Raw genomic sequence first — 17,636 nt, 5'->3', positions numbered from 1 at the left:
CGGCGGGAGAGCGAGGCGATCATGTCAGCGCCGGGAGTCGCTGGGCTCTGCCGAGGATCCGCCGTGCGGCGAGAACCGTCGCGGCTCCAGCGACCGCGAGCGGCAGGACCATTATTCCGATCGGCGCCTGATCGAGACCGAACGGGAAGGCTCCGTACATGAATCCGAGAAGTGGATGGTCGACCAGAGCGACAGCCATCGTCTCGACGAAGAAGACCACTGCGGGCAGCACCATCGCCAGCCCCAGGTTCTTCAGTGCGACCAGTGCGAGCACCCCGGCCACCGCCGTGATCGCACCCCAGGCACCCAGCACCGAGGAGTAGCCGATCAGGTACACCGGCCAGCCGAAGGCGAGCAGCTGCGAGTAGTTCACGCGCTCCAGGGCGTTCCGTTCCACCTCGTCCGGTGCGAGTCCGTACACGACCGGATCGATGAAGGGCGCACCCAGCTCCGGCCAGATCCCGAAGGCGATCAGTCCGGGAAGGAGTGCGGCGACGAAGCCGAGCACGAATCCTCCGAGGGCGACGCTCATCATCCGGGTCGCCAGGTAGGACCGGAGATCCATTCGCGCGCGGACGAGGACGACGAACCTTTTCCTGATATCGGCAGCGGTGCCGCTGCAGCAGGCCGTCGTGATAAAGACGGGGAAGAGGATGATCATCGGGGAGATCATGAACTGGGAGTAGACGTCCAGCTCATCGCGGTGGACACCGCCGCCCACCTCCGCCAGCCCGAGAGCCGTCGGACCGAGGACGAGGATCGCACCGAGGAGCGCCTGCGGCCAGCGCAACGACGACCGCAGATCGGTGAGGACCAGTGCGAAGCGCGAAGGCACGGTCGTGTCGATGGTCGGGCTCCGGCTCTACCAGGCCTGCCACTGACCGCGAACGTGCACCTGATAGATGGTGAAGGGGGTCGTTCGAAGCGCGGACGTGAGAGTCTCGGTGCCCGCCTCATAACTGTTCGGGAGCCCGTGGACGATGTTGTCGTCGGTGATCGAGAAGATCTTCGTGCCTCTGTCGCAGTTGACGAGCGCCTGGCACATCTGCGCGTCCATCTTGTAGTCGCTGCCGATCTCCCGGAGCTGGATGGTGCCGTTCCGATTCGACTCGTACTTCGTCTGGTAGGTGGTCGACGTCGGCGACTGGAACCCGCCGGCGTTCTTGTCGAAGCTGTCCGCGAAGACGTTCGCCTGCGCCGTCGCCGCCATCCCGACGCTCAGCAGGACTGCTCCTGCAAGGGAAGCGATTCGTGTCGATCTCTTCATGGCCGTCCCTCGATTCCTCGGTCGGACCCAGCGCCGCGACCACATCTATATGACCACTAAGCGAGGAAATTTCACACACCCCTCTTCAGGGCACACGGTCTGAGCGAGATGCCACTTGTGCACGCGACACGCCGTGAAAGGCGTGCGCAAGTGGCATCTCGCGGACAGTACCGATGGGGCGGCCGAGGGCCTAGGTAAGGTAAGCCTCACCAAACCCGGCGGTGCGTCCGCCCGCAGCACGGAGGCTCCGCATGGCCCGCTCGTCCGCCCCGACCCGCCCCACCGATCCGCAGGTCGTCACCGTCGAGGTCGTCCGCACCGCGCGCGTGACGCCGGGAATGCAGCGCGTCACCTTCGGCGGGCCCGGGGTCGCGCTGCTGCATCCGCTCGGCCACGACCAGTGGTTCCGCCTCTTCCTGCCGCGGCCCGGGCAGGAGGCGCTGCGGCTGCCGACCCGCTCGAGCGCGCTCTGGTACGCGCAGTACCTCGCGATGCCGAAGGCGCAGCGGCCGGTGGTCCGCAACTACACCGTGCGCCGCTACCGGGCCGAGGGCGCCGACGGCGGACCCGAGATCGACGTCGACTTCGTCGTGCACGGCGAGCCGGGGGAGGCGGGGCCCGCCGTGACCTTCGCCCTCACCGCCGCGGTCGGCGACCGGGTCGGCATCCTCGACCAGGGGCTCGGCTACCGCCGGGCCGACGGCTCCGACTGGTGCCTGCTCGTCGCCGACGAGACGGGACTGCCGGCGGTCGCGGGCATCCTCGCCTCGCTGCCCGAGGACCGCGCCGCTCACGTCTTCCTCGAGCTGCCCTCCGAGGCGGACCGCCAGCCCGTCGTCGCCTCCGACGCCGTCACTCTGCACTGGCTGCCCCGTGCCGACGCGCACGCCCGCCCCGGCGAGCACGCGCTCGCCGTCCTCCGCGACGCGACCCTGCCCGCGGGTCGCCCCTCCGTCTTCGCCGTCGGTGAGTCCTCCCTCGCCACCGGCGCCCGCCGCCACCTCGTCGCCGACCGCGCCGTCGACAAGCGCGCCATCACCTTCATCGGCTACTGGCGCCACGGCGTCGCCGCCCCCTGACCGGCGCCCCCGCGAGATGCCACTTGTGCACGCGACACGCCGTGAAAGGCGTGCACAAGTGGCATCTCGCGGAGAAGCGTCAGACCTCGCAGCCGGCGAAGAGGACGTCGGGGGAGGAGACGAGGTCGTCGAGGGTCAGCAGGCGGGTGAGGTCGTGGCCGGCGGCCAGGGCGTTCGCGCGCTCGAGGGCGGTCTGCGGGGCGAGGCGGCCCTCCATCACGCCGCCGAGGGCGCGGACGGCGCAGGCGGCGACGACCCCTTCGGGCGTGCCGCCGATGCCGAGCACGAGGTCGACGGCGCCGGAGGGGTCCGCGGCCTCGATGGCGACCGAGACGTCGCCCTCGCCGCGCAGCGAGAGCGCGACACCGGCCTCCCGCAGCGCCGCGATCAGCCCGGCGTGCCGCGGTTTGTCCAGCACGGCGACCACCAGCTCGGAGACCGGCTTGCCGAGGGCGTCGGCCAGCCGCCGCGCGTTCTCGGCGGGCGGCCGATCCAGCCCGACGACTCCCGCCCCCGCTCCGGAGCAGACCAGCTTGTCCATGTAGAAGACGTCGCGCGGATCGAGCATCGTGCCGCGCGGGGCGAGCGCGATGACGCAGACCGAGCCGGGGATCCCCTCCGCCGTCAGCCGGGTGCCGTCGAGCGGGTCGACCGCGACGTCGCAGGAGGGGGAGTGGGCGCGCCCGAGCCGCTCGCCGTTCGCGAGCATCGGGGCGTCGTCCTTCTCACCCTCGCCGATCACGACGACGCCGGCGAACGGTGCCTCGGCGAGCACCGCTCGCATCGCCGCGACCGAGGCCGCGTCGGCGGCGAGCTTGTCGCCGCGGCCGTACCAGCCGCGAGCGGCCTCCGCCGCCGCCCGGACGCTCGCGGCCACCGCCTCCCGCAGCTCGGCGGAGTAGGACGGCGACGCGATCAGCCGGACGTCGCTCACGCGCGCGCCGGCTGCGAGGTCGCGGTGCGGACCAGTCGCTCGAGCGTGCGCAGGCCGTCGGAGGACAGCACCGATTCCAGGTGCCCCTGCACGGAGGCGACTCCCTCCCCGCGCAGCGCGTCCACGATCCCCGTCGCCGGGTCGCGCGAGATCTCGAGGTCGAGCAGCGGGGTGCTCGACACGTCCGCACCCGCGACCGACGAGAAGGTGTTGTAGAAGCCGATCGCCGCGTCCTCGCCGAAGACGTCGACCGCCAGCCGCACGCCCTGCCGGGGCGCGGGCAGCGGCTCGACCGGCAGCCCGGCCAGCAGCGACAGCATCTGGTGGCTGAGGCAGACGGCGAGCATCGGCCGCTCCGAGGCGAGCCGCTCGGTCATCAGCGCCCGCAGCCGGGCGATCCGCGGCTCGGAGTCGTCGCGCGGGTCACCGGGGCCGGGGCCGAACACCACGAGGTCGTCGCTCAGCACGTCCTCGACGCTCGACCAGCGCTCGACCCGGGCGTCCATGCCGAGGTGGCGCAGCTGGTGCGCGAGCATCGTCGTGAACTGGTCCTCGTTGTCCACGATGAGCGCGGTGTGCCCGGCGAGCCCCTCGATGTGCTCGGGAGCCTGCGGCCGCAGCCAGAACGACGCGAGCCGCTCGTTGCGCGCCTCGAGCGCCTCCTGCACGCCGGGCTGCGCGTTGAGGTCGATCGCCGGCGGGATGTCGCGGTGCGGGAGCAGCCCCAGCGCGGAGAGCACCCCGGACGCCTTCGCGCGGGTCTCGGCGACCTCGCCCTCCGGCGTCGAGTGCCGCACGAGCGTCGCGCCGGCCGGCACGGTGAGCCGGCCGTCCTCGCGGAGGTACGCGGTGCGGATCAGGATCGGCGCGTCGACCGTGTAGCCGTGCTCCTCCGGCTCGAACAGGGCGAGGACACCGGAGTAGTAGCCGCGCGGCTCCTTCTCGTACTCCGCGATCACGGCGCAGGCGTTCTCCATCGGCGAGCCGGTGACGGTCGGCGCGAACATGGTCAGCCGCAGCACCTCGCGGACGTCGAGATCGGTGCGCCCCTCGAGCAGGTACTCCGTGTGGCTGAGCCGCGACATCTGCTTGAGGAACGGCCCGAGGATCCGCCCGCCGTTCGGGCAGACGGCGCTCATCATCTTCATCTCCTCGTCGACCACCATGAAGAGCTCCTCGCTCTCCTTGACGTCGGCGAGGAAGGCGAGCACCTCGGCGCCGGTCGGGCCGGCCGCGGGGTGGCGGAAGGTGCCGCTGATCGGGTTCATCATCGCCACGCCGTCGCGGACCGAGACGTGGCGCTCGGGCGTCGCGCCCACCGCGGTGACGGCCGGCGAGCCGTCGGCACCGGGAGTGTGGATCGCGAAGGTCCAGTAGGCGCCCGATTCGTCGGTCAGCAGCCGGCGGAACCAGGCCAGCACCGCTTCGACCGCGGGAGCGTCCGTGTGCGCGACGAAGGCGCGGTTGATGACGAAGTTCGCACCCTCGCCCCGGCCGATCTCGTCGTCGATCACCCGGCGGACGATCTCCGCGTACTCCTCGTCGGGCACGTCGAAGCCGCGCTCCTCGACCGGGATCTCGCGCTCGGGCAGCAGTCGCAGCACCTCGGCCAGCGGCACGCTCTCGCGCTCGCGCACCACGAGGTTCCGCAGCGGGGCGCCGTCGTCCTTCGCCGCGAAGCCGCGCTCGCGCACCTGGCGGTAGGGCACGAGGGTCAGCACGTCGGCGCCGTCGAGCGGGATGTCGGCGAGGCCGTCGACATCGACGACGTCGCCGGTGAAGACGTCGACGTCCGTCCGGCCCTGCCGGAGGACGACCGCGAACGGCAGCGTTCCGTCGGAGGCGAGGATGCGGGAGAGGAGCGAGGTCATCGTGGTCCTTGGGTCGGGGTGTCCCTCACCCGGGCCCCGACATGCAGAACGACCGCCCGGTCGAGGCGGTCGTGTGCGAGAGGAGTCTGCGCGTCGGCCTGCCTAGGAGGCGGGCCACCAGGGGCGGAGGGTCGACGTGAGCACGGGGGAAGTCTAGGGGAGGCGCCGCTCGGGCGGCCACCCGATCAGGCGGTCGCGGCGTCGGGCGCCGGGTCGATCCGCTCCGTCGACTCGCCGCGGAGCGTGCGCAGCAGGAGGGTCGCCCCGGCCGTCGCCGCGGGGGTCGCGAGCACAGCGCCGCCCGGGATCAGGAAGGCCAGGTAGACCGCGATGCCGAAGCCGAGCGACACCGCGCGGCGCTCGCCGAGGAGCCGGCGGCGATCGCGCAGTGCGAGTCCGCGGGCGTCGCCGGCGAACCCGGTCAACTCGAGGGCGAGCGCCCGGCCGCCGACGAGCGCGCCGGCGACCAGCCCGACCACCTGCCCGACGACCGGGATGATCCCGAGCAGCACCAGCACGACGCCGATCGCCAGCGAGGTGGCGACCAGCACCGAGGAGTCGCGCAGTGTGCGGCCGAGTCCGCGCCAGAACCCCGTCTCGTGCTCGTCGGGCACGCCGCCGAGCTCGTTCTCGACGCCGCGCCAGATCCGCTCGTAGAAGGGGTCGCCGACGAGCAGGGTGACCGCGGCGAAGAGGACGACGCCGAGTGCGACGATCGCCCCGACCGCGGCGATGGAGAGCAGGAGGCGGACGGTGCCGGCCGCGGCCTCGTCCCAGCCGTCCACGAACGGCGTCAGCGCGCGCACCACTTCGTCGATCCGGGTGAGAACGAGCACCAGCACGCCGACGAAGACGAGGCCGACGATCAGGGGCGGGATCGCGCCGAGGAGCATCGCCCGGGGCGAGCGGACCCAGGTGCCGAACCCCCTGCCGAAGAGCCGTGCGCCGAGGGCCAGGTCGCGGAGGATCGCCATGGCTCGATCCTCCCAGAAGCGCCGTTACGCGATCGATGCAGAGCGCCGCGCCGCGGGGGATGTGCGGACGCTCAGGCCGCTGATAGACATCAGCCAGGCGCCACGGGGGCAGCTTCGGCGCCGATCCCGCATCCACATTCTCGAGAAGGAATACATCCATGTCTCTCCGGGGGACCCCTCTCCGCTCGCGCTCGCGTCTCGCGTGCCTCACCCTCGCCGTCGGCCTCGCCGCCGGTCTCCTCGCGCCGGGGGCGGCCGCGAGTGCTCGTGTGGAACCGACGCCGTCGGCGAGTCCTGCGGCGGAGTCGGCAGCGGCTCAGGCCGCCGAGCCGGCGCCGACCACAGCGCCGACGTCCGCGCCGACCGCGACCGCCGTGCCCACCGCGACCGCCGCGCCGACCGCGACCGCCGCGCCGACCGCGACCGCCGCGCCGACCGCGACCGCCGTGCCCACCGCGACCGCCGTGCCGTCTCCGGCACCCGTCGCGAGCGACGACACCGACCCCTCCTGCCCGGACGGCGCGCGGGCGGTCGCGATCGACTTCGACGCGATCACCGTCGACTGGAAGGCCGCACCCGGTTTCGCGACCGTCGCGCTCCCGGAGGCGTCGTTCCCGGACTGCGCCGCGTCGGCGGACATCGTCCTCGTCGCGCAGGGCCCCGACGGCGAGTACTCCGGCGGCATCGGCGTCACGGTCCCCGTCGAGCGGGACGGCAGCGCGCCGCAGACCGCCCTGGTCCCCGCGCCGGCCGGCCCGCGCACCGTCCTGGTGACCACGAAGCTCTACGGCATGCGCGGCGGATCGTTCGTCGATCTCGCCTCCGAGCAGTGGCGCTCCGCAGCGGGAACGGCACTCGACCCGTCGACCGCCGACACCGCCGTGTCGCTCGACGGTGAGATCTCGATCGCCACCGCCCCCGGGACGCTCACGCTGTCGGTCCCGCCCCGGGCGAGCACCGGCCGCTACGACGAGGCGAACATCGGCTACTTCGTGACCCAGGACAACGGCGTCGGTGTCGCACTGGACACCGTCGAGCAGGTCCCCGCCGAGGGCCTGCCGGCCCGCACCATCGAGGTCGCTCTGCCGTACACGGCCGACTGGACCGTCTCGGTCCAGACCTCGGGGGTGAACGAGGGCGTCGAGATCTTCCGCAGCGAGATCCTGCGCGAGACCCTCCGGGTGCTGAGCGCCTTCGACTCCTGCGCTGACGGCCTCGACCGCTCCCAGGCGAACGAGCCGTTCACGGTCGACGCCGTCGGCGGAGTGGGCACCATCGCCGTCACGGTCGGCGCCTTCGCGCTGCCCGACTGCTTCGACGAGGTCACCCTGCGCGTCCTGGTCAAGAAGTTCAACAACGACGACGAGCAGGAGGGTGTCGAGCTCGGTCCGCTGCAGAGCGACGCCACCTTCGACGGCGCGACGGTGCGCGGCTCGTTCGCGCCCGGTCGCTACTTCGTCGTCGTCCTGGTCTCGGCCGCCGTGGACGGCGAGTACGGCTCCCTCTTCCAGGTCTTCGATCCGAGCGTCAACATCGCCGCCGATCAGCGGGAGCCGATCGTCGTGACCGCTGCCGCGGCGTCGACCGCGACCGCGACCGGCGGCCGGCACCTGGCCGCCACCGGTGTCGAGACGGCGGGCGCCGCCTCCGGTGCGGGCGCCCTGCTGGCCCTCGGCCTCGTGTCGCTCGTCGTGACGCGCCGTCGCCGGAGCGCTCAGCAGTCCTAGCCGCTGCAGACGAAGGGCCCGGGAGCGTCTGCTCCCGGGCCCTTCGTGCGTCCCGTCTCGTGCGCTCGCCTCAGGCCAGCGCGAACGGGGCGAGCAGCCCCGTCATCTCCTTCGGGCGCGGTGCCGCGAACTCGTCGCGGCGCGAGGTCGTGACTCCCATCGCGACGAGGCCCTCGACCAGCCGGACCGCGGCGGCGACCCCGTCGATCACCGGGACGCCGAGCTCGCGCGAGAGGTCGTGGCAGAGGTCGGCCATCCCCGCGCAGCCCAGGACGATCACGTCCGAGCCGTCCGTCGCGAGCGCGGCCGCGCACTCCTCGAGGATCACCCGGCGCGCGTCGGAGTGCGGGTCGTCGAGCTCGAGCACCGGGATGTCGCAGGCGTGCACTCCCGCGCAGGCCCGGTCGAAGCCGGCCCGGTGCGCGATGTCCCAGGCCCGCCCGCTGGTGCGCGAGAGCGTGGTGACGACGCTGAACCGCCGGCCGACCAGGGACGCCATGTGCATCGCGGCCTCGGCGATGCCGATCACCGGTCCGCGGGCGATCTCGCGGGCCGCGTCGATCCCCGGGTCGCCGAAGCACGCGACGACGTAGCCGTCACTGCCCTCGGCGTCGCCGCGGACGATCTCGTGCAGCAGCCCCGGGACGGCGAGCGCCTCGTCGTAGTGGCTCTCGATCGAGGCCGGTCCCATCGGCGGCGTGACGGCGACGATCTCGGTGCCGACGGAGGCGACGGACCGCGCGGCGCGGCCGATCGCCTCGGTCATGTGCTCGCTGGTGTTCGGGTTGACGACGGTGATGCGCACGGGCGCTCCTCGGGATGCTGCAGGGGTGGAACGGCCACCACGCCACCGGCCAGTCCTCAGAAGTTGCGGTAGTCACGCGCGACTACCGCAACTTCTGGAGGATGGAGTGGATGGCGAGGCCGGGTGGGGACGGGCGGGGGAGGGCGCGGGTCAGACCGTGCTGCCGTCGCTGACGTTCGCGAGGTCCTCCTCGAGGCGGCCGATCCGCGGGGAGCGGCGCTCCAGGACGGCCATCGCGACGAAGCCGAGGCCGCAGCCGAGGAACCAGCTGTAGTCACCGAGCCAGGTGAAGGACGGGCCACCCGCCTCCTCGATCCAGCGCGGCACGAGCACCGAGAGGACGGAGGGGAGGCCGCCGATCACGGTGGCCCAGACGGCGTTGGGGTTGAAGCCGCGGGAGAACCAGTAGCGGCCCTTCTCGCTCATCGTGTAGAGGTCGTCGACCCAGACGCGCTGACGGCTGACCAGGTAGTAGCCCGCGATCAGGACGCCGAACAGCGGGCCGATCAGGGCGCCGAGGATGCCGAGCGTGTAGTGGATCGCGGTGTCGTTGGAGTACCAGTTCCACGGGGTGAGCAGCACCGAGCCGACGGCGGCGATCATGCCGCCCATCCGCCAGCTGATCTTCTTCGGGTTGACGTTGGAGAAGTCGAACGCGGGCGAGATGAAGTTGGCGACGATGTTGATGCCGATCGTCGCGATGACGAAGGTGAGCCCGCCGAGCAGGACGGCGAACCAGGTGTCGATCCGCTCGACGGTCTCGATCGGGTCGGTGATCAGCTCGCCGAAGACGGGGACCGTCGCGGAGGCGGTGATCACGGTGAGCAGCGAGAAGAAGAGGAAGTTGATCGGCAGGCCGAGGAAATTGCCCTTCTTCACCGCTCGGTAGCTGCGGGCGTAGCGGGAGAAGTCGCCGAAGTTCAGCATCGGACCGGAGAAGTAGGAGACGACCAGTGCGACGGCCGAGATCATCACCGGGATCGAGGCGCCGAGGTCGAGGGGCTCGCCCGAGCCGAGGTTCAGCGAGATGTTCTCCCAGCCGGCCTGCGAGACGAGGTAGATCGCGAGCACGAGCATCACCACGTAGACGGCGGGGCCGGCCCAGTCGATGAAGCGGCGGATCGACTCCATGCCCCGCCAGAACAGCGCGGCCTGCGCGACCCAGAGGATCGAGTAGGAGAGGTAGCCGAGGGCGGAGAGGCCGAGGAAGGAGGCCTCGGGGGTGTTCCAGGAGGCCATCGCCGGGAAGAACTTGAGGAACACGATGTTGAGCGACTGCGCGGCGAGGTAGGTCTGCACGCCGTACCAGGCGATGGCGATCAGCCCGCGGATGATCGCGGGGATGTTCGCCCCGCGGACGCCGAAGATCGCCCGGTTGATCACCGGATAGGGCACGCCGGTCACCTGGCTGGGCTTCGCGACGAGGTTGCAGAAGACCTGCACGATCACGATGCCGACCACGAGGGCCACCAGCACCTGCCAGCCGGCGAGGCCGAGCGCGAAGAGCGAGCCGGCGGTGACGTAGCCGCCGACACTGTGCACGTCGGACATCCAGAACGCGAAGATGTTGTAGCTCGACCAGCGCTGCTTGACGAGCGGGGCGAGGTCCTCGTTGGCGAGGCGGTCGTCGTAGCCGGGCTTGACGAGCGAGGGGCCGGCGAGCCCGGCGCTCTCGGCCGGCGGCGCGGTCGACGGGTCGATGCGGGGTGCAGTGGCGCGGTCGGTCATGGTGGATCCACCTCTCGGGCGGGCGTGCGCGGGTGGGCGCACGGAGCGGATGTGTCAGGGTGGTCGAGGCGGTCGGCCGTGGCGATCGGCCGCCTCCGCGCGAGCGGTGGGCTGTCGGATCGTGTGAAGTGATGACTTCACACGGGAGAACCTAGGGCTCCGCCGGGCCGCGTTCGTTTCGCCCCCGTTACAGCTGTGTGACGATCACCGAGGAGAGGACGGCGTCCCGCATGCCCACCGACGAGACCGCCCGGGATTCCGGGGTCTCCGCGGCTCCGGACGTCGTCGCCGCGCTTCCCGGGGCGGTCGGCGAAGGCGTCGGCGCGCGCCTGCGCGAGCTGCGTCTCGCGTCAGGGATGTCGCTGCGCGCGCTCGCCCGCGAGCTCGGCATCTCGGCCAGCGCCGTCTCGCAGATCGAGCGGGGAGCGATGCAGCCGTCGGTCGGGCGCCTCATCGCGATGGTCGGCGCTCTCGGCGTCCCGCTCTCCGCCGTCTTCGACGAGACCGCCGCCGGCGGCGCGGCGGCCGGTGGGCCGGATGCGCCGAGCGGCGGAGAGGACCCGGGGGCGACGACGGCCGTGGTCCGCGCGGGCGAGGTCGCTCCCGTCCTCCTCGAGGGCGGAGTGCTCTTCCGCCGGCTGGCGCCGCAGCCCGTCGACGCGGTCGACTTCTTCGAGTCGACCTATCCTCCGGGGGCGACCTCGACCGCGCAGCGCCGGTTCCTGCGCCACGACGGGATCGAGATCGGGACCGTCACGCTCGGCGAGCTCACCGTCGAGTTCGAGGACGAGACCGTGGTCCTCGCGGCGGGGGACGCGATCACGTTCCCCTGCGAGCGCGGCCACCGGATGATCAACCGCGGCGCCACGACGGCCGTCGCGACCTGGCTGATCGTCCACCGCTGACGCGGCCCGCGGGGCCGCCATCTCGGTATGGCACAGTGACAGCATTCCTCCACAGGGGGGAGGTGCCGGGTGCCTGTCCACATCCCCGGGGGATCCGGTCGGCGGGCCCGCCGCGATGTCGGTGCCGCCTGGTGTGCTGTGCGCCTCGAACGATTGGTGCGGAACATGGACGGACGACAGAACAGGCGAGACGACGACGGATGCCCCCGCTGGTGCGCGGGGGAGCACGACGAGATCGAGTGCCCCGAGGAGCGGCTGCACCGCTCCCGGGCGCAGTCGCTCCCGCTCGTGCTCTGGTGCGGTGAGGGCGCGGCGGGCGAGCCCGTCGCCGCCGTCGTGCACGTCTCGCTGTGCCGGCCCGGCGGCCGGGGCGAGGAGCGGCTGCGCCTCGAATCCGACGGTCTCGGCGCGGTGGACCTCGATCTCAGCGCGGCGGCGCGGCTGGCGCGCGGCGTCGAGGCGACGCTGCGGCTACTCGGTCCCGGCGGCGCCGGATGAGCGGGGCGGGTTCGGCGGCAGCAGGTCGGAGAGCTCGATGTCGAGGGCCTCGCAGAGGGCGAAGAGCGTCTTCAGCTGCGGGTTCGCGGGCGAGCCCGGCTTCGACTCGCCCTTCTCGAACTTCTGGTAGGTGTAGCCCGCCAGTCCGGCGGCGTGGGCGATGCGCTCCTGGCTCTCGCCCTTGGCCATCCGGGCGCGGTGGAGGTTCGTGCCGAGCTCGCGGGCGTAGGTCATCCAGTCGCGTTCGGGGTCAGGTGTGGACATGCTCGCCAGCTTCGGAGAAGAATCGTCCGCGGTCACCCATACGCGCGTGGGTAATTGTCGATGGTCATACGTGCATGACCCCCGTCGAGGGGGAGGGGCCTCGGAGGGCGCCGGGGGCCCGAGAGGCTTCCGAGGCCAGCGCCTAAGATGGCCGGGTGCCAGTGAACCCCGACCTCACCGAGCGCGTGTTCGCGCCGACGGAGCCCTACCAGGTGGGCCGCGAGAAGGTGCGCGAGTTCGCGCGCGCCGTCTCCGCCGAGTCCCCTCTCCACCTCGACCCCGAGGCCGCGCGCCGTGCCGGCTACCGCGACGTCGTCGCCCCGCCGACCTTCGCCGTGGTGGTGCAGGAGTTCACCCTCGCCCAGCTGCTCGCCGCGCCGGACGCCGGCATCGACTTCAGCCGGGTCGTCCACGGCGACCAGCGCTTCAGCTACTCGCGCCCCATCGTCGCGGGCGACGAGCTGACCGCGACCCTCTCGGTCGCGAGCATCAAGCAGCTCGGCGCGCACTCGATGATCACCACGCAGTCGACCATGGTCGACGCCGACGGCGCCCACGTCGTCACCGCCCTGTCCACCCTCGTCGTCAGGGGAGACGAATGAGCGCCGAGCGCCCCGTCCTGTCCGAGCTCACCGTCGGCGACGTCGTCGGCGAGCGGCGCTTCCACCTCGAGCGCGGCTCGCTCGTGCGCTACGCCGGCGCCTCGGGCGACTTCAATCCGATCCACTACCGCGACGACGTCGCGGCCGAGGTCGGGCTGCCCGGCGTGCTCGCCCACGGCATGCTGACGATGGGCACCGCCGTGCAGGTCGTCGTCGACTGGGTCGGCGATCCCGGCCGTGTCGTCGACTACCAGGTCCGCTTCACGCGGCCCGTCGTCGTCGACCCCAAGGAGGGCGCCGAGCTCGACGTCGTCGCGAAGATCGGCGCGATCGACGCCGAGGCGGGCATCGCACGGGTCGACCTCGCGGTGACCTTCGGCGGCCAGGCCGTGCTCGGCAAGGCCCAGGCGCGCGTCTCCCTGGCCTGATCGCCCGATGACGACTCCCGCCCTCTCCTCTCTCACGACGCTGCGCGTCGGCGGGGCGCCCGAGCGCCTGCTCGAGCCGGCCACCGAGGCCGAGCTGGTCGCCGCCCTCCGCGAGGTGTGGGCCGACGACGAGCCCTGGCTGCTGCTCGGCGGCGGCTCCAACCTCCTCGTCGGCGACGACGGAGTCGAGGGGACCGTGGTGCGCGTGCGCACGACCGGGATCGAGCGGCTCGAGACGGACCGGCCCGGCGCGGTCCACCTCCGCGTGCAGGCGGGCGAATCCTGGGACGGCCTGGTCGCCGCCACCGTCGAGCGCGGCTGGGCGGGACTCGAGGCGCTCAGCGGCATCCCCGGGACGGTCGGCGCGTCACCGGTGCAGAACATCGGCGCCTACGGCCAGGAGCTCTCCGACACCCTCGTCGCGGTCGACTTCCTCGACGAGGGCGCGCAGGAGCCCGTGCGGCTGACGGCGGCCGAGCTCGAGCTGGGCTACCGGACCTCCGCCGTCAAGCAGGGTCGACGCGGCGCCGTCCTCGCCGTCGAGTTCGCTCTCGAGGACGTCGGCGGAGCAGGTCTCGGCGCTCCCGTCGCCTACGGTCAGCTGGCCAGTGCGCTCGGCGTCGAGCTGGGCGACCGCGTGCCACTCGCGGAAGTGCGCGCGAGCGTGCTGCGGCTGCGCGGCGCGAAGGGGATGGTGCTCGATCCGGACGATCCGGACACCGCCAGCGCCGGCTCCTTCTTCACCAACCCGATCGTCACCGTCGCGGCCGCGAGCGGCCTGCCGCCGACCGCGCCGAGATGGCCGGAGACTCCGGCGAGCGACGCCCCGCTGGTGACCGCCCTCGCCGACGTCGAGGCGGGGGCGCCGATCCGGCTGCCCGCCCCGGCCTCGCCCGACGCACGGGTCAAGCTCAGCGCCGCCTGGCTCATCGAGCACGCCGGGATCGCCCGCGGCTTCTCGCTCCCGGGCTCGCGCGCCGCGGTGTCGAGCAAGCACACCCTCGCACTCACGAACCGGGGCGGAGCGACCGCCGAGCAGATCGCCGAGCTCGCCCGCTACGTCCAGGGCCGCGTGCTCGCCGAGTTCGGGATCTTGCTGCACCCCGAGCCCGTGGTGGTCGGCACCACCGTCTGACTCCCCGCGCCACGGACTGCGCGGCGCGCGTCCCCGCCCTCCGGGGAACGGTGGGTCTCGATACGCCCCTGCGGGGCTACTCGACCAGCATCGTGGGCGTCAGGCGTCGCGGCGGATCCAGCGGAAGGTGAGGCGGCTCGCGATCAGGCCCAGGACCAGCCAGACGCCGAGGGCGATCGCGACCCCGGTCAGGTCCCAGTCGCCGTTGACCTCGGCCTGCTCGAAGTCGGCCGGCAGGAAGACCGCCCGCATGCCCTGCGCGATCCACTTGAGCGGGAAGACGCTCGCGATCGTCTGCAGCCAGTCCGGCAGGGTCGTGAAGGAGAGGTACGACCCGGAGACGAACTGCAGCACGAGCAGCGGCGGGACGATGACGGCCGTCGCGCTCTTCCCGGTGCGGGGGAGGGCGGAGACCGCGATGCCCAGGATCGCCGAGGTCGCCACTCCGGCCAGATAGATCCAGGCGAAGGTCGCCCAGCGACCGCCGTCGGTCGGCAGCGGCACCGAGAACACGGTCGCGGCGACCGCGAGCAGCAGCCCCGTCTGCGCGACGCTCGTCACGAGCACCTGGCCGAACTTGCCGAGGAAGTAGCTCAGGACGGGCAGCGGTGCTCCGGCGAGGCGCTTGAGCGTGCCGTCGCCGCGCTCGATGGCGATGTCCACGCCGAGGTTCTGCACCCCGGAGAGCAGGATGCCCGCCGCCGCGAGTCCCGGCACGTAGTACTCGGCCATGCTGATGCCCGGGTCCTGCGGGTTCGCCTGCATCACCGCGCCGTCCCCGAACGCGACCGAGAAGATCGCGAGCAGCAGCACCGGGAAGAGGAAGGTGAAGAACACCTGGTCCGGCGCGCGGAAGTACGAGCGCACCTCGTAGCGGGCGCGGGCGGCGCCGAGCCGGAGGGTGCGGCCGACACCGGTGCGCAGGGCGGGGCGGGGGGCGGCGACGGCGCTCATGCCGGCTCTCCGATCACGTCGAGGGCGGTGTCTCCGGCGCGGTCGTCGCGGATCAGGTCCAGATAGATGTCCTCGAGGCTGGGCCGGAGGACCTCGAGGGCCGTCGGCTCGCCGAGGCGGGCGCTCAGCTCGGCGACGACGCGGGCCGGCTCCGTGGTGCGGAGGCGACGCCGCGCGCCGTCCTCCTGCCACTGGACGATCGGCACGCGGGCCTCGTCGCCGCCGATCTCGTCCATCCGTCCGATCGCGAGGAGCCGGCCGCCCGCGATGACCGCGGCCCGGTCTGCGAGGTGCGCCGCCTCGTCGAGGTAGTGCGTGGTGAGCAGGATGGTCGTGCCCTCGCTCTTGAGCAGCGCGACCAGATCCCAGAACGCGTGCCGCGCCTCCGGGTCGAAGCCCGTCGTCGGCTCGTCGAGGAACACCAGCTCCGGACGGCCCACGATGCCCAGCGCCACGTCGACGCGGCGGCGCTGCCCGCCGGAGAGCTTGCCGATGCGCGAGCGCGCCTTCGCCGTGAGGCCGACCGCCTCGATCGTCTCGTCGACGTCGCGCGGGCTCGGGTAGAGGCTCGCGAAGTGGGCGATCTGCTCGCGGACCGTGGCGTTGCCCGATTCGCCGCTGGACTGCAGCACGATCCCGAGTCGCGACTTCCAGGCGAGGTCGCCGTGCCGCGGATCGACGCCGAGCACTGATGCCTCGCCGCCCGAGCGGTCGCGGTAGCCCTCGAGGATCTCGATCGTCGTCGACTTGCCCGCCCCGTTGGGCCCGAGCAGTGCGAACGTCTCGCCGCGCGCGATCTCGAACGACACCCCGGTGAGGGCGGGCGCACCCCCGTAGTCCTTCCGCAGATCACGGACACGAACGGCGTCGTCAGGCGTCATCCCCCCAGGGTGCCCTGTCCCACCCCCCGACGACAGTCATCCGCCCCACGAGCCCCCACTTGCGCCCACCCCACCCGGCGTGTCACGCCCACAACCGGCCTCTCGCGACCCCGCACCCGCCGGCCCGAACACCGCCCGGGACGGACACCGCCCGGAAGTCGCGGAAGCAGAGCCGAGCGCAACCGGCGATTCGCGTGCCAGCGAATCGTCGTGCGCGGACGCAGGACGCTCTGCGGACGCATCCACCTCACGAGGCCGACCGCGGCCGATCGACGACGAAGGAGGAGATCAGCTCAGTGACACCTCCGACCGCGGCTGATCGACGACGAAGGAGGAGATCAGCTCAACGAAACAGCGCTTGAAGGCGCTTCGCGCCTTCAAGCAGCGCGTCGTCGCCGAGCGCGTAGGAGAGGCGGAGGTAGCCGCTGGGTCCGAAGGCCTCGCCGGGGACGGTGGCGACCTCGGCCTTCTCGAGGATCAGGTCGGCGAGCTCCAGCGAGGTGGTGGGCGTGACGCCGTCCCACTCGCGGTTCAGCAGTCCACGGACGTCCGGGTACACGTAGAACGCGCCACCGGGGGTCGGGCAGTCGACGCCGTCGATGGCGTTGAGCGCGTCGACGATGGTGCCGCGGCGGCGCTCGAACGCGAGGCGCATCTCCTCCGCGGGCTCCTGCGGGCCGGTGAGGGCGGCGATCGCGGCGCGCTGCGAGATGTTCGAGACGTTGCTCGAGAGGTGGGACTGCAGGTTCGAGGCGCCCTTGATCGCGTCGGCGGGGCCGACCATCCAGCCCACGCGCCAGCCCGTCATCGCGTAGGTCTTGGCGACTCCGTTGACGAGGATCGTGCGGTCGCGCAGGGCGGGGACGGCCTCGACGATCGAGGTGGCGCGGGTGAGCGGGCTCGCGTCGTCCTGGCCCTCGGCCGCGTAGACCAGGTTCTGGTAGATCTCGTCGGCGATCACCCAGAGGCCGTGCTCCTCGGCCCACTCGCCGATCTCGCGGGTCTGCTCGGCGGAGTAGACCGCGCCGGTGGGGTTGGAGGGGGAGACGAAGAGGAGGACCTTGGTGCGCTCGGTGCGCGCCGCCTCGAGCTGCTCGACGGTGACGAGGTAGCCCTGGTCCGCGCCGGCGAAGACGTCGACCTGCACACCGCCGGCGAGCTTGATCGCCTCGGGGTAGGTGGTCCAGTACGGCGTCGGGACGAGCACCTCGTCGCCCTCGTCGAGGAGGGTCTGGAACGCCTGGTACACGGCCTGCTTGCCGCCGTTGGTGACGACGACCTGCGACGCCTCGACGGCCCAGCCGGAGTCGCGCGCGGTCTTCTCGGCGATGGCCTCGCGGAGGTCGGGCAGGCCGGCCGCCGGCGTGTACCGGTAGTTCCTCGGGTCGAGCACCGCGGCCGACGCGGCCTCGACGATGTGCTGCGGCGTGGTGAAGTCGGGCTCGCCCGCGGCGTAGGAGATCACCGGCCGCCCCTGGGCCTGGAGGGCCTTCGCCTTCGCGTCGACCTTGAGGGTCGCGGACTCGGCGATGGCGGCGATGCGGGCGGAGATACGCGTGGTGGAGGACACGACGGCCAGCGTAT

Annotated in this window: 18 protein-coding genes; 7 read left to right on the top strand and 11 right to left on the bottom strand. The window is 72.3% G+C overall.

Features of this window, described 5'->3' with window-relative positions; genetic code table 11:
* Positions 1-19: 19 nt before the first annotated feature.
* Both EDF35_RS18045 and EDF35_RS18040 read right to left on the bottom strand, forming a co-directional pair.
* Positions 20-835: a hypothetical protein gene (locus EDF35_RS18045; protein ID WP_133963328.1), complete on the bottom strand. Its 816-nt coding sequence runs from the start codon at positions 833-835 to the stop codon at positions 20-22.
* Positions 836-862: 27 nt separating this feature from the next.
* Complete coding sequence (locus EDF35_RS18040) at positions 863-1,267, bottom strand: hypothetical protein (protein WP_133963327.1); 405 nt, start codon at positions 1,265-1,267, stop codon at positions 863-865.
* A 251-nt stretch (positions 1,268-1,518) separates the two neighbouring features.
* Between EDF35_RS18040 and EDF35_RS18035 the strand changes: the two genes are divergently transcribed.
* Positions 1,519-2,346: a siderophore-interacting protein gene (locus EDF35_RS18035; protein ID WP_133963326.1), complete on the top strand. Its 828-nt coding sequence runs from the start codon at positions 1,519-1,521 to the stop codon at positions 2,344-2,346.
* Positions 2,347-2,425: 79 nt separating this feature from the next.
* Here EDF35_RS18035 and EDF35_RS18030 read toward each other — a convergent pair whose 3' ends face one another.
* The 3 genes from EDF35_RS18030 to EDF35_RS18020 form a co-directional block, all read right to left on the bottom strand.
* A complete protein-coding gene (locus EDF35_RS18030; protein WP_166674163.1) occupies positions 2,426-3,280 on the bottom strand; it encodes a fructose-bisphosphatase class II in 855 nt (284 codons plus the stop codon).
* Positions 3,277-5,151, bottom strand: coding sequence for a chorismate-binding protein (locus tag EDF35_RS18025; protein WP_123705314.1), 1,875 nt, complete (start codon positions 5,149-5,151; stop codon positions 3,277-3,279). Before EDF35_RS18025 ends, EDF35_RS18030 begins: the two co-directional genes overlap by 4 nt.
* Positions 5,152-5,336: 185 nt before the next feature.
* Positions 5,337-6,125: an EI24 domain-containing protein gene (locus EDF35_RS18020; RefSeq protein WP_133963324.1), complete on the bottom strand. Its 789-nt coding sequence runs from the start codon at positions 6,123-6,125 to the stop codon at positions 5,337-5,339.
* Positions 6,126-6,283: 158 nt separating this feature from the next.
* On the opposite strand from EDF35_RS18020, the gene EDF35_RS20935 reads away from it, so the two are divergent.
* A complete protein-coding gene (locus EDF35_RS20935) occupies positions 6,284-7,852 on the top strand; it encodes a hypothetical protein (RefSeq protein WP_166674150.1) in 1,569 nt (522 codons plus the stop codon).
* Between the two features lie 70 nt (positions 7,853-7,922).
* On the opposite strand, the gene EDF35_RS18010 is transcribed toward EDF35_RS20935, so the two are convergent.
* Positions 7,923-8,657 (bottom strand): aspartate/glutamate racemase family protein, encoded by a 735-nt coding sequence (locus EDF35_RS18010; protein ID WP_133963323.1) that lies wholly within the window; start codon positions 8,655-8,657, stop codon positions 7,923-7,925.
* 150 nt (positions 8,658-8,807) lie between these two features.
* The gene (locus tag EDF35_RS18005; protein ID WP_123447833.1) at positions 8,808-10,385 is read right to left on the bottom strand and encodes an NCS1 family nucleobase:cation symporter-1; all 1,578 of its coding nucleotides are present in this window, start codon (positions 10,383-10,385) and stop codon (positions 8,808-8,810) included.
* 230 nt (positions 10,386-10,615) lie between these two features.
* Between EDF35_RS18005 and EDF35_RS18000 the strand changes: the two genes are divergently transcribed.
* On the top strand, positions 10,616-11,290 hold the full coding sequence (locus EDF35_RS18000; protein ID WP_133963322.1) for a helix-turn-helix domain-containing protein: 675 nt from the start codon (positions 10,616-10,618) through the stop codon (positions 11,288-11,290).
* Between the two features lie 165 nt (positions 11,291-11,455).
* Positions 11,456-11,788 (top strand): hypothetical protein, encoded by a 333-nt coding sequence (locus tag EDF35_RS17995; protein ID WP_127887382.1) that lies wholly within the window; start codon positions 11,456-11,458, stop codon positions 11,786-11,788.
* Here the strand turns inward: EDF35_RS17995 and EDF35_RS17990 are convergent.
* A complete protein-coding gene (locus EDF35_RS17990) occupies positions 11,762-12,052 on the bottom strand; it encodes a helix-turn-helix transcriptional regulator (RefSeq protein WP_123447830.1) in 291 nt (96 codons plus the stop codon). The two genes, EDF35_RS17995 and EDF35_RS17990, sit on opposite strands and share 27 nt — an antisense overlap.
* 155 nt (positions 12,053-12,207) lie before the next feature.
* Between EDF35_RS17990 and EDF35_RS17985 the strand changes: the two genes are divergently transcribed.
* The 3 genes from EDF35_RS17985 to EDF35_RS17975 are packed head-to-tail and all read left to right on the top strand — an operon-like array spanning position 12,208 to position 14,217.
* Entirely contained in the window at positions 12,208-12,654 is a 447-nt protein-coding gene (locus tag EDF35_RS17985; protein WP_133963321.1) for a MaoC family dehydratase N-terminal domain-containing protein, read from the top strand.
* Complete coding sequence (locus tag EDF35_RS17980; protein ID WP_133963320.1) at positions 12,651-13,082, top strand: MaoC family dehydratase; 432 nt, start codon at positions 12,651-12,653, stop codon at positions 13,080-13,082. Before EDF35_RS17985 ends, EDF35_RS17980 begins: the two co-directional genes overlap by 4 nt.
* Positions 13,083-13,089: 7 nt before the next feature.
* The gene (locus tag EDF35_RS17975) at positions 13,090-14,217 is read left to right on the top strand and encodes a UDP-N-acetylmuramate dehydrogenase (protein ID WP_133963319.1); all 1,128 of its coding nucleotides are present in this window, start codon (positions 13,090-13,092) and stop codon (positions 14,215-14,217) included.
* 99 nt (positions 14,218-14,316) lie between these two features.
* Here EDF35_RS17975 and EDF35_RS17970 read toward each other — a convergent pair whose 3' ends face one another.
* From EDF35_RS17970 to EDF35_RS17960, 3 genes are all read right to left on the bottom strand, one after another.
* Positions 14,317-15,171 (bottom strand): ABC transporter permease, encoded by an 855-nt coding sequence (locus EDF35_RS17970; protein WP_133963318.1) that lies wholly within the window; start codon positions 15,169-15,171, stop codon positions 14,317-14,319.
* Entirely contained in the window at positions 15,168-16,052 is an 885-nt protein-coding gene (locus EDF35_RS17965; protein ID WP_123733705.1) for an ABC transporter ATP-binding protein, read from the bottom strand. The genes EDF35_RS17970 and EDF35_RS17965 overlap by 4 nt, the downstream gene beginning before the upstream one ends.
* 343 nt (positions 16,053-16,395) lie before the next feature.
* The gene (locus tag EDF35_RS17960; protein ID WP_133963317.1) at positions 16,396-17,622 is read right to left on the bottom strand and encodes a pyridoxal phosphate-dependent aminotransferase; all 1,227 of its coding nucleotides are present in this window, start codon (positions 17,620-17,622) and stop codon (positions 16,396-16,398) included.
* Positions 17,623-17,636: the final 14 nt, after the last annotated feature.

It is taken from the genome of Rathayibacter sp. PhB151, from assembly GCF_004366415.1.
GTDB lineage: Bacteria > Actinomycetota > Actinomycetes > Actinomycetales > Microbacteriaceae > Rathayibacter > Rathayibacter festucae.
The sequence above is the reverse complement of the archived record's forward strand: the minus strand, read 5'-3'. Positions and strand labels throughout refer to the sequence as shown.

Excerpts from the sequence above, each read along its gene's own strand:
- EDF35_RS17990 (WP_123447830.1), bottom strand. The coding sequence starts at position 12,052 with ATGTCCACACCTGACCCCGAACGCGACTGGATGACCTACGCCCGCGAG.
- EDF35_RS17980 (WP_133963320.1), top strand. The coding sequence starts at position 12,651 with ATGAGCGCCGAGCGCCCCGTCCTGTCCGAGCTCACCGTCGGCGACGTC.
- EDF35_RS18005 (WP_123447833.1), bottom strand. The coding sequence starts at position 10,385 with ATGACCGACCGCGCCACTGCACCCCGCATCGACCCGTCGACCGCGCCG.
- EDF35_RS18000 (WP_133963322.1), top strand. The coding sequence starts at position 10,616 with ATGCCCACCGACGAGACCGCCCGGGATTCCGGGGTCTCCGCGGCTCCG.
- EDF35_RS17965 (WP_123733705.1), bottom strand. The coding sequence starts at position 16,052 with ATGACGCCTGACGACGCCGTTCGTGTCCGTGATCTGCGGAAGGACTAC.
- EDF35_RS20935 (WP_166674150.1), top strand. The coding sequence starts at position 6,284 with ATGTCTCTCCGGGGGACCCCTCTCCGCTCGCGCTCGCGTCTCGCGTGC.
- EDF35_RS18035 (WP_133963326.1), top strand. The coding sequence starts at position 1,519 with ATGGCCCGCTCGTCCGCCCCGACCCGCCCCACCGATCCGCAGGTCGTC.
- EDF35_RS18040 (WP_133963327.1), bottom strand. The coding sequence starts at position 1,267 with ATGAAGAGATCGACACGAATCGCTTCCCTTGCAGGAGCAGTCCTGCTG.
- EDF35_RS17970 (WP_133963318.1), bottom strand. The coding sequence starts at position 15,171 with ATGAGCGCCGTCGCCGCCCCCCGCCCCGCCCTGCGCACCGGTGTCGGC.
- EDF35_RS17975 (WP_133963319.1), top strand. The coding sequence starts at position 13,090 with ATGACGACTCCCGCCCTCTCCTCTCTCACGACGCTGCGCGTCGGCGGG.
- EDF35_RS18020 (WP_133963324.1), bottom strand. The coding sequence starts at position 6,125 with ATGGCGATCCTCCGCGACCTGGCCCTCGGCGCACGGCTCTTCGGCAGG.
- EDF35_RS17995 (WP_127887382.1), top strand. The coding sequence starts at position 11,456 with ATGGACGGACGACAGAACAGGCGAGACGACGACGGATGCCCCCGCTGG.
- EDF35_RS18025 (WP_123705314.1), bottom strand. The coding sequence starts at position 5,151 with ATGACCTCGCTCCTCTCCCGCATCCTCGCCTCCGACGGAACGCTGCCG.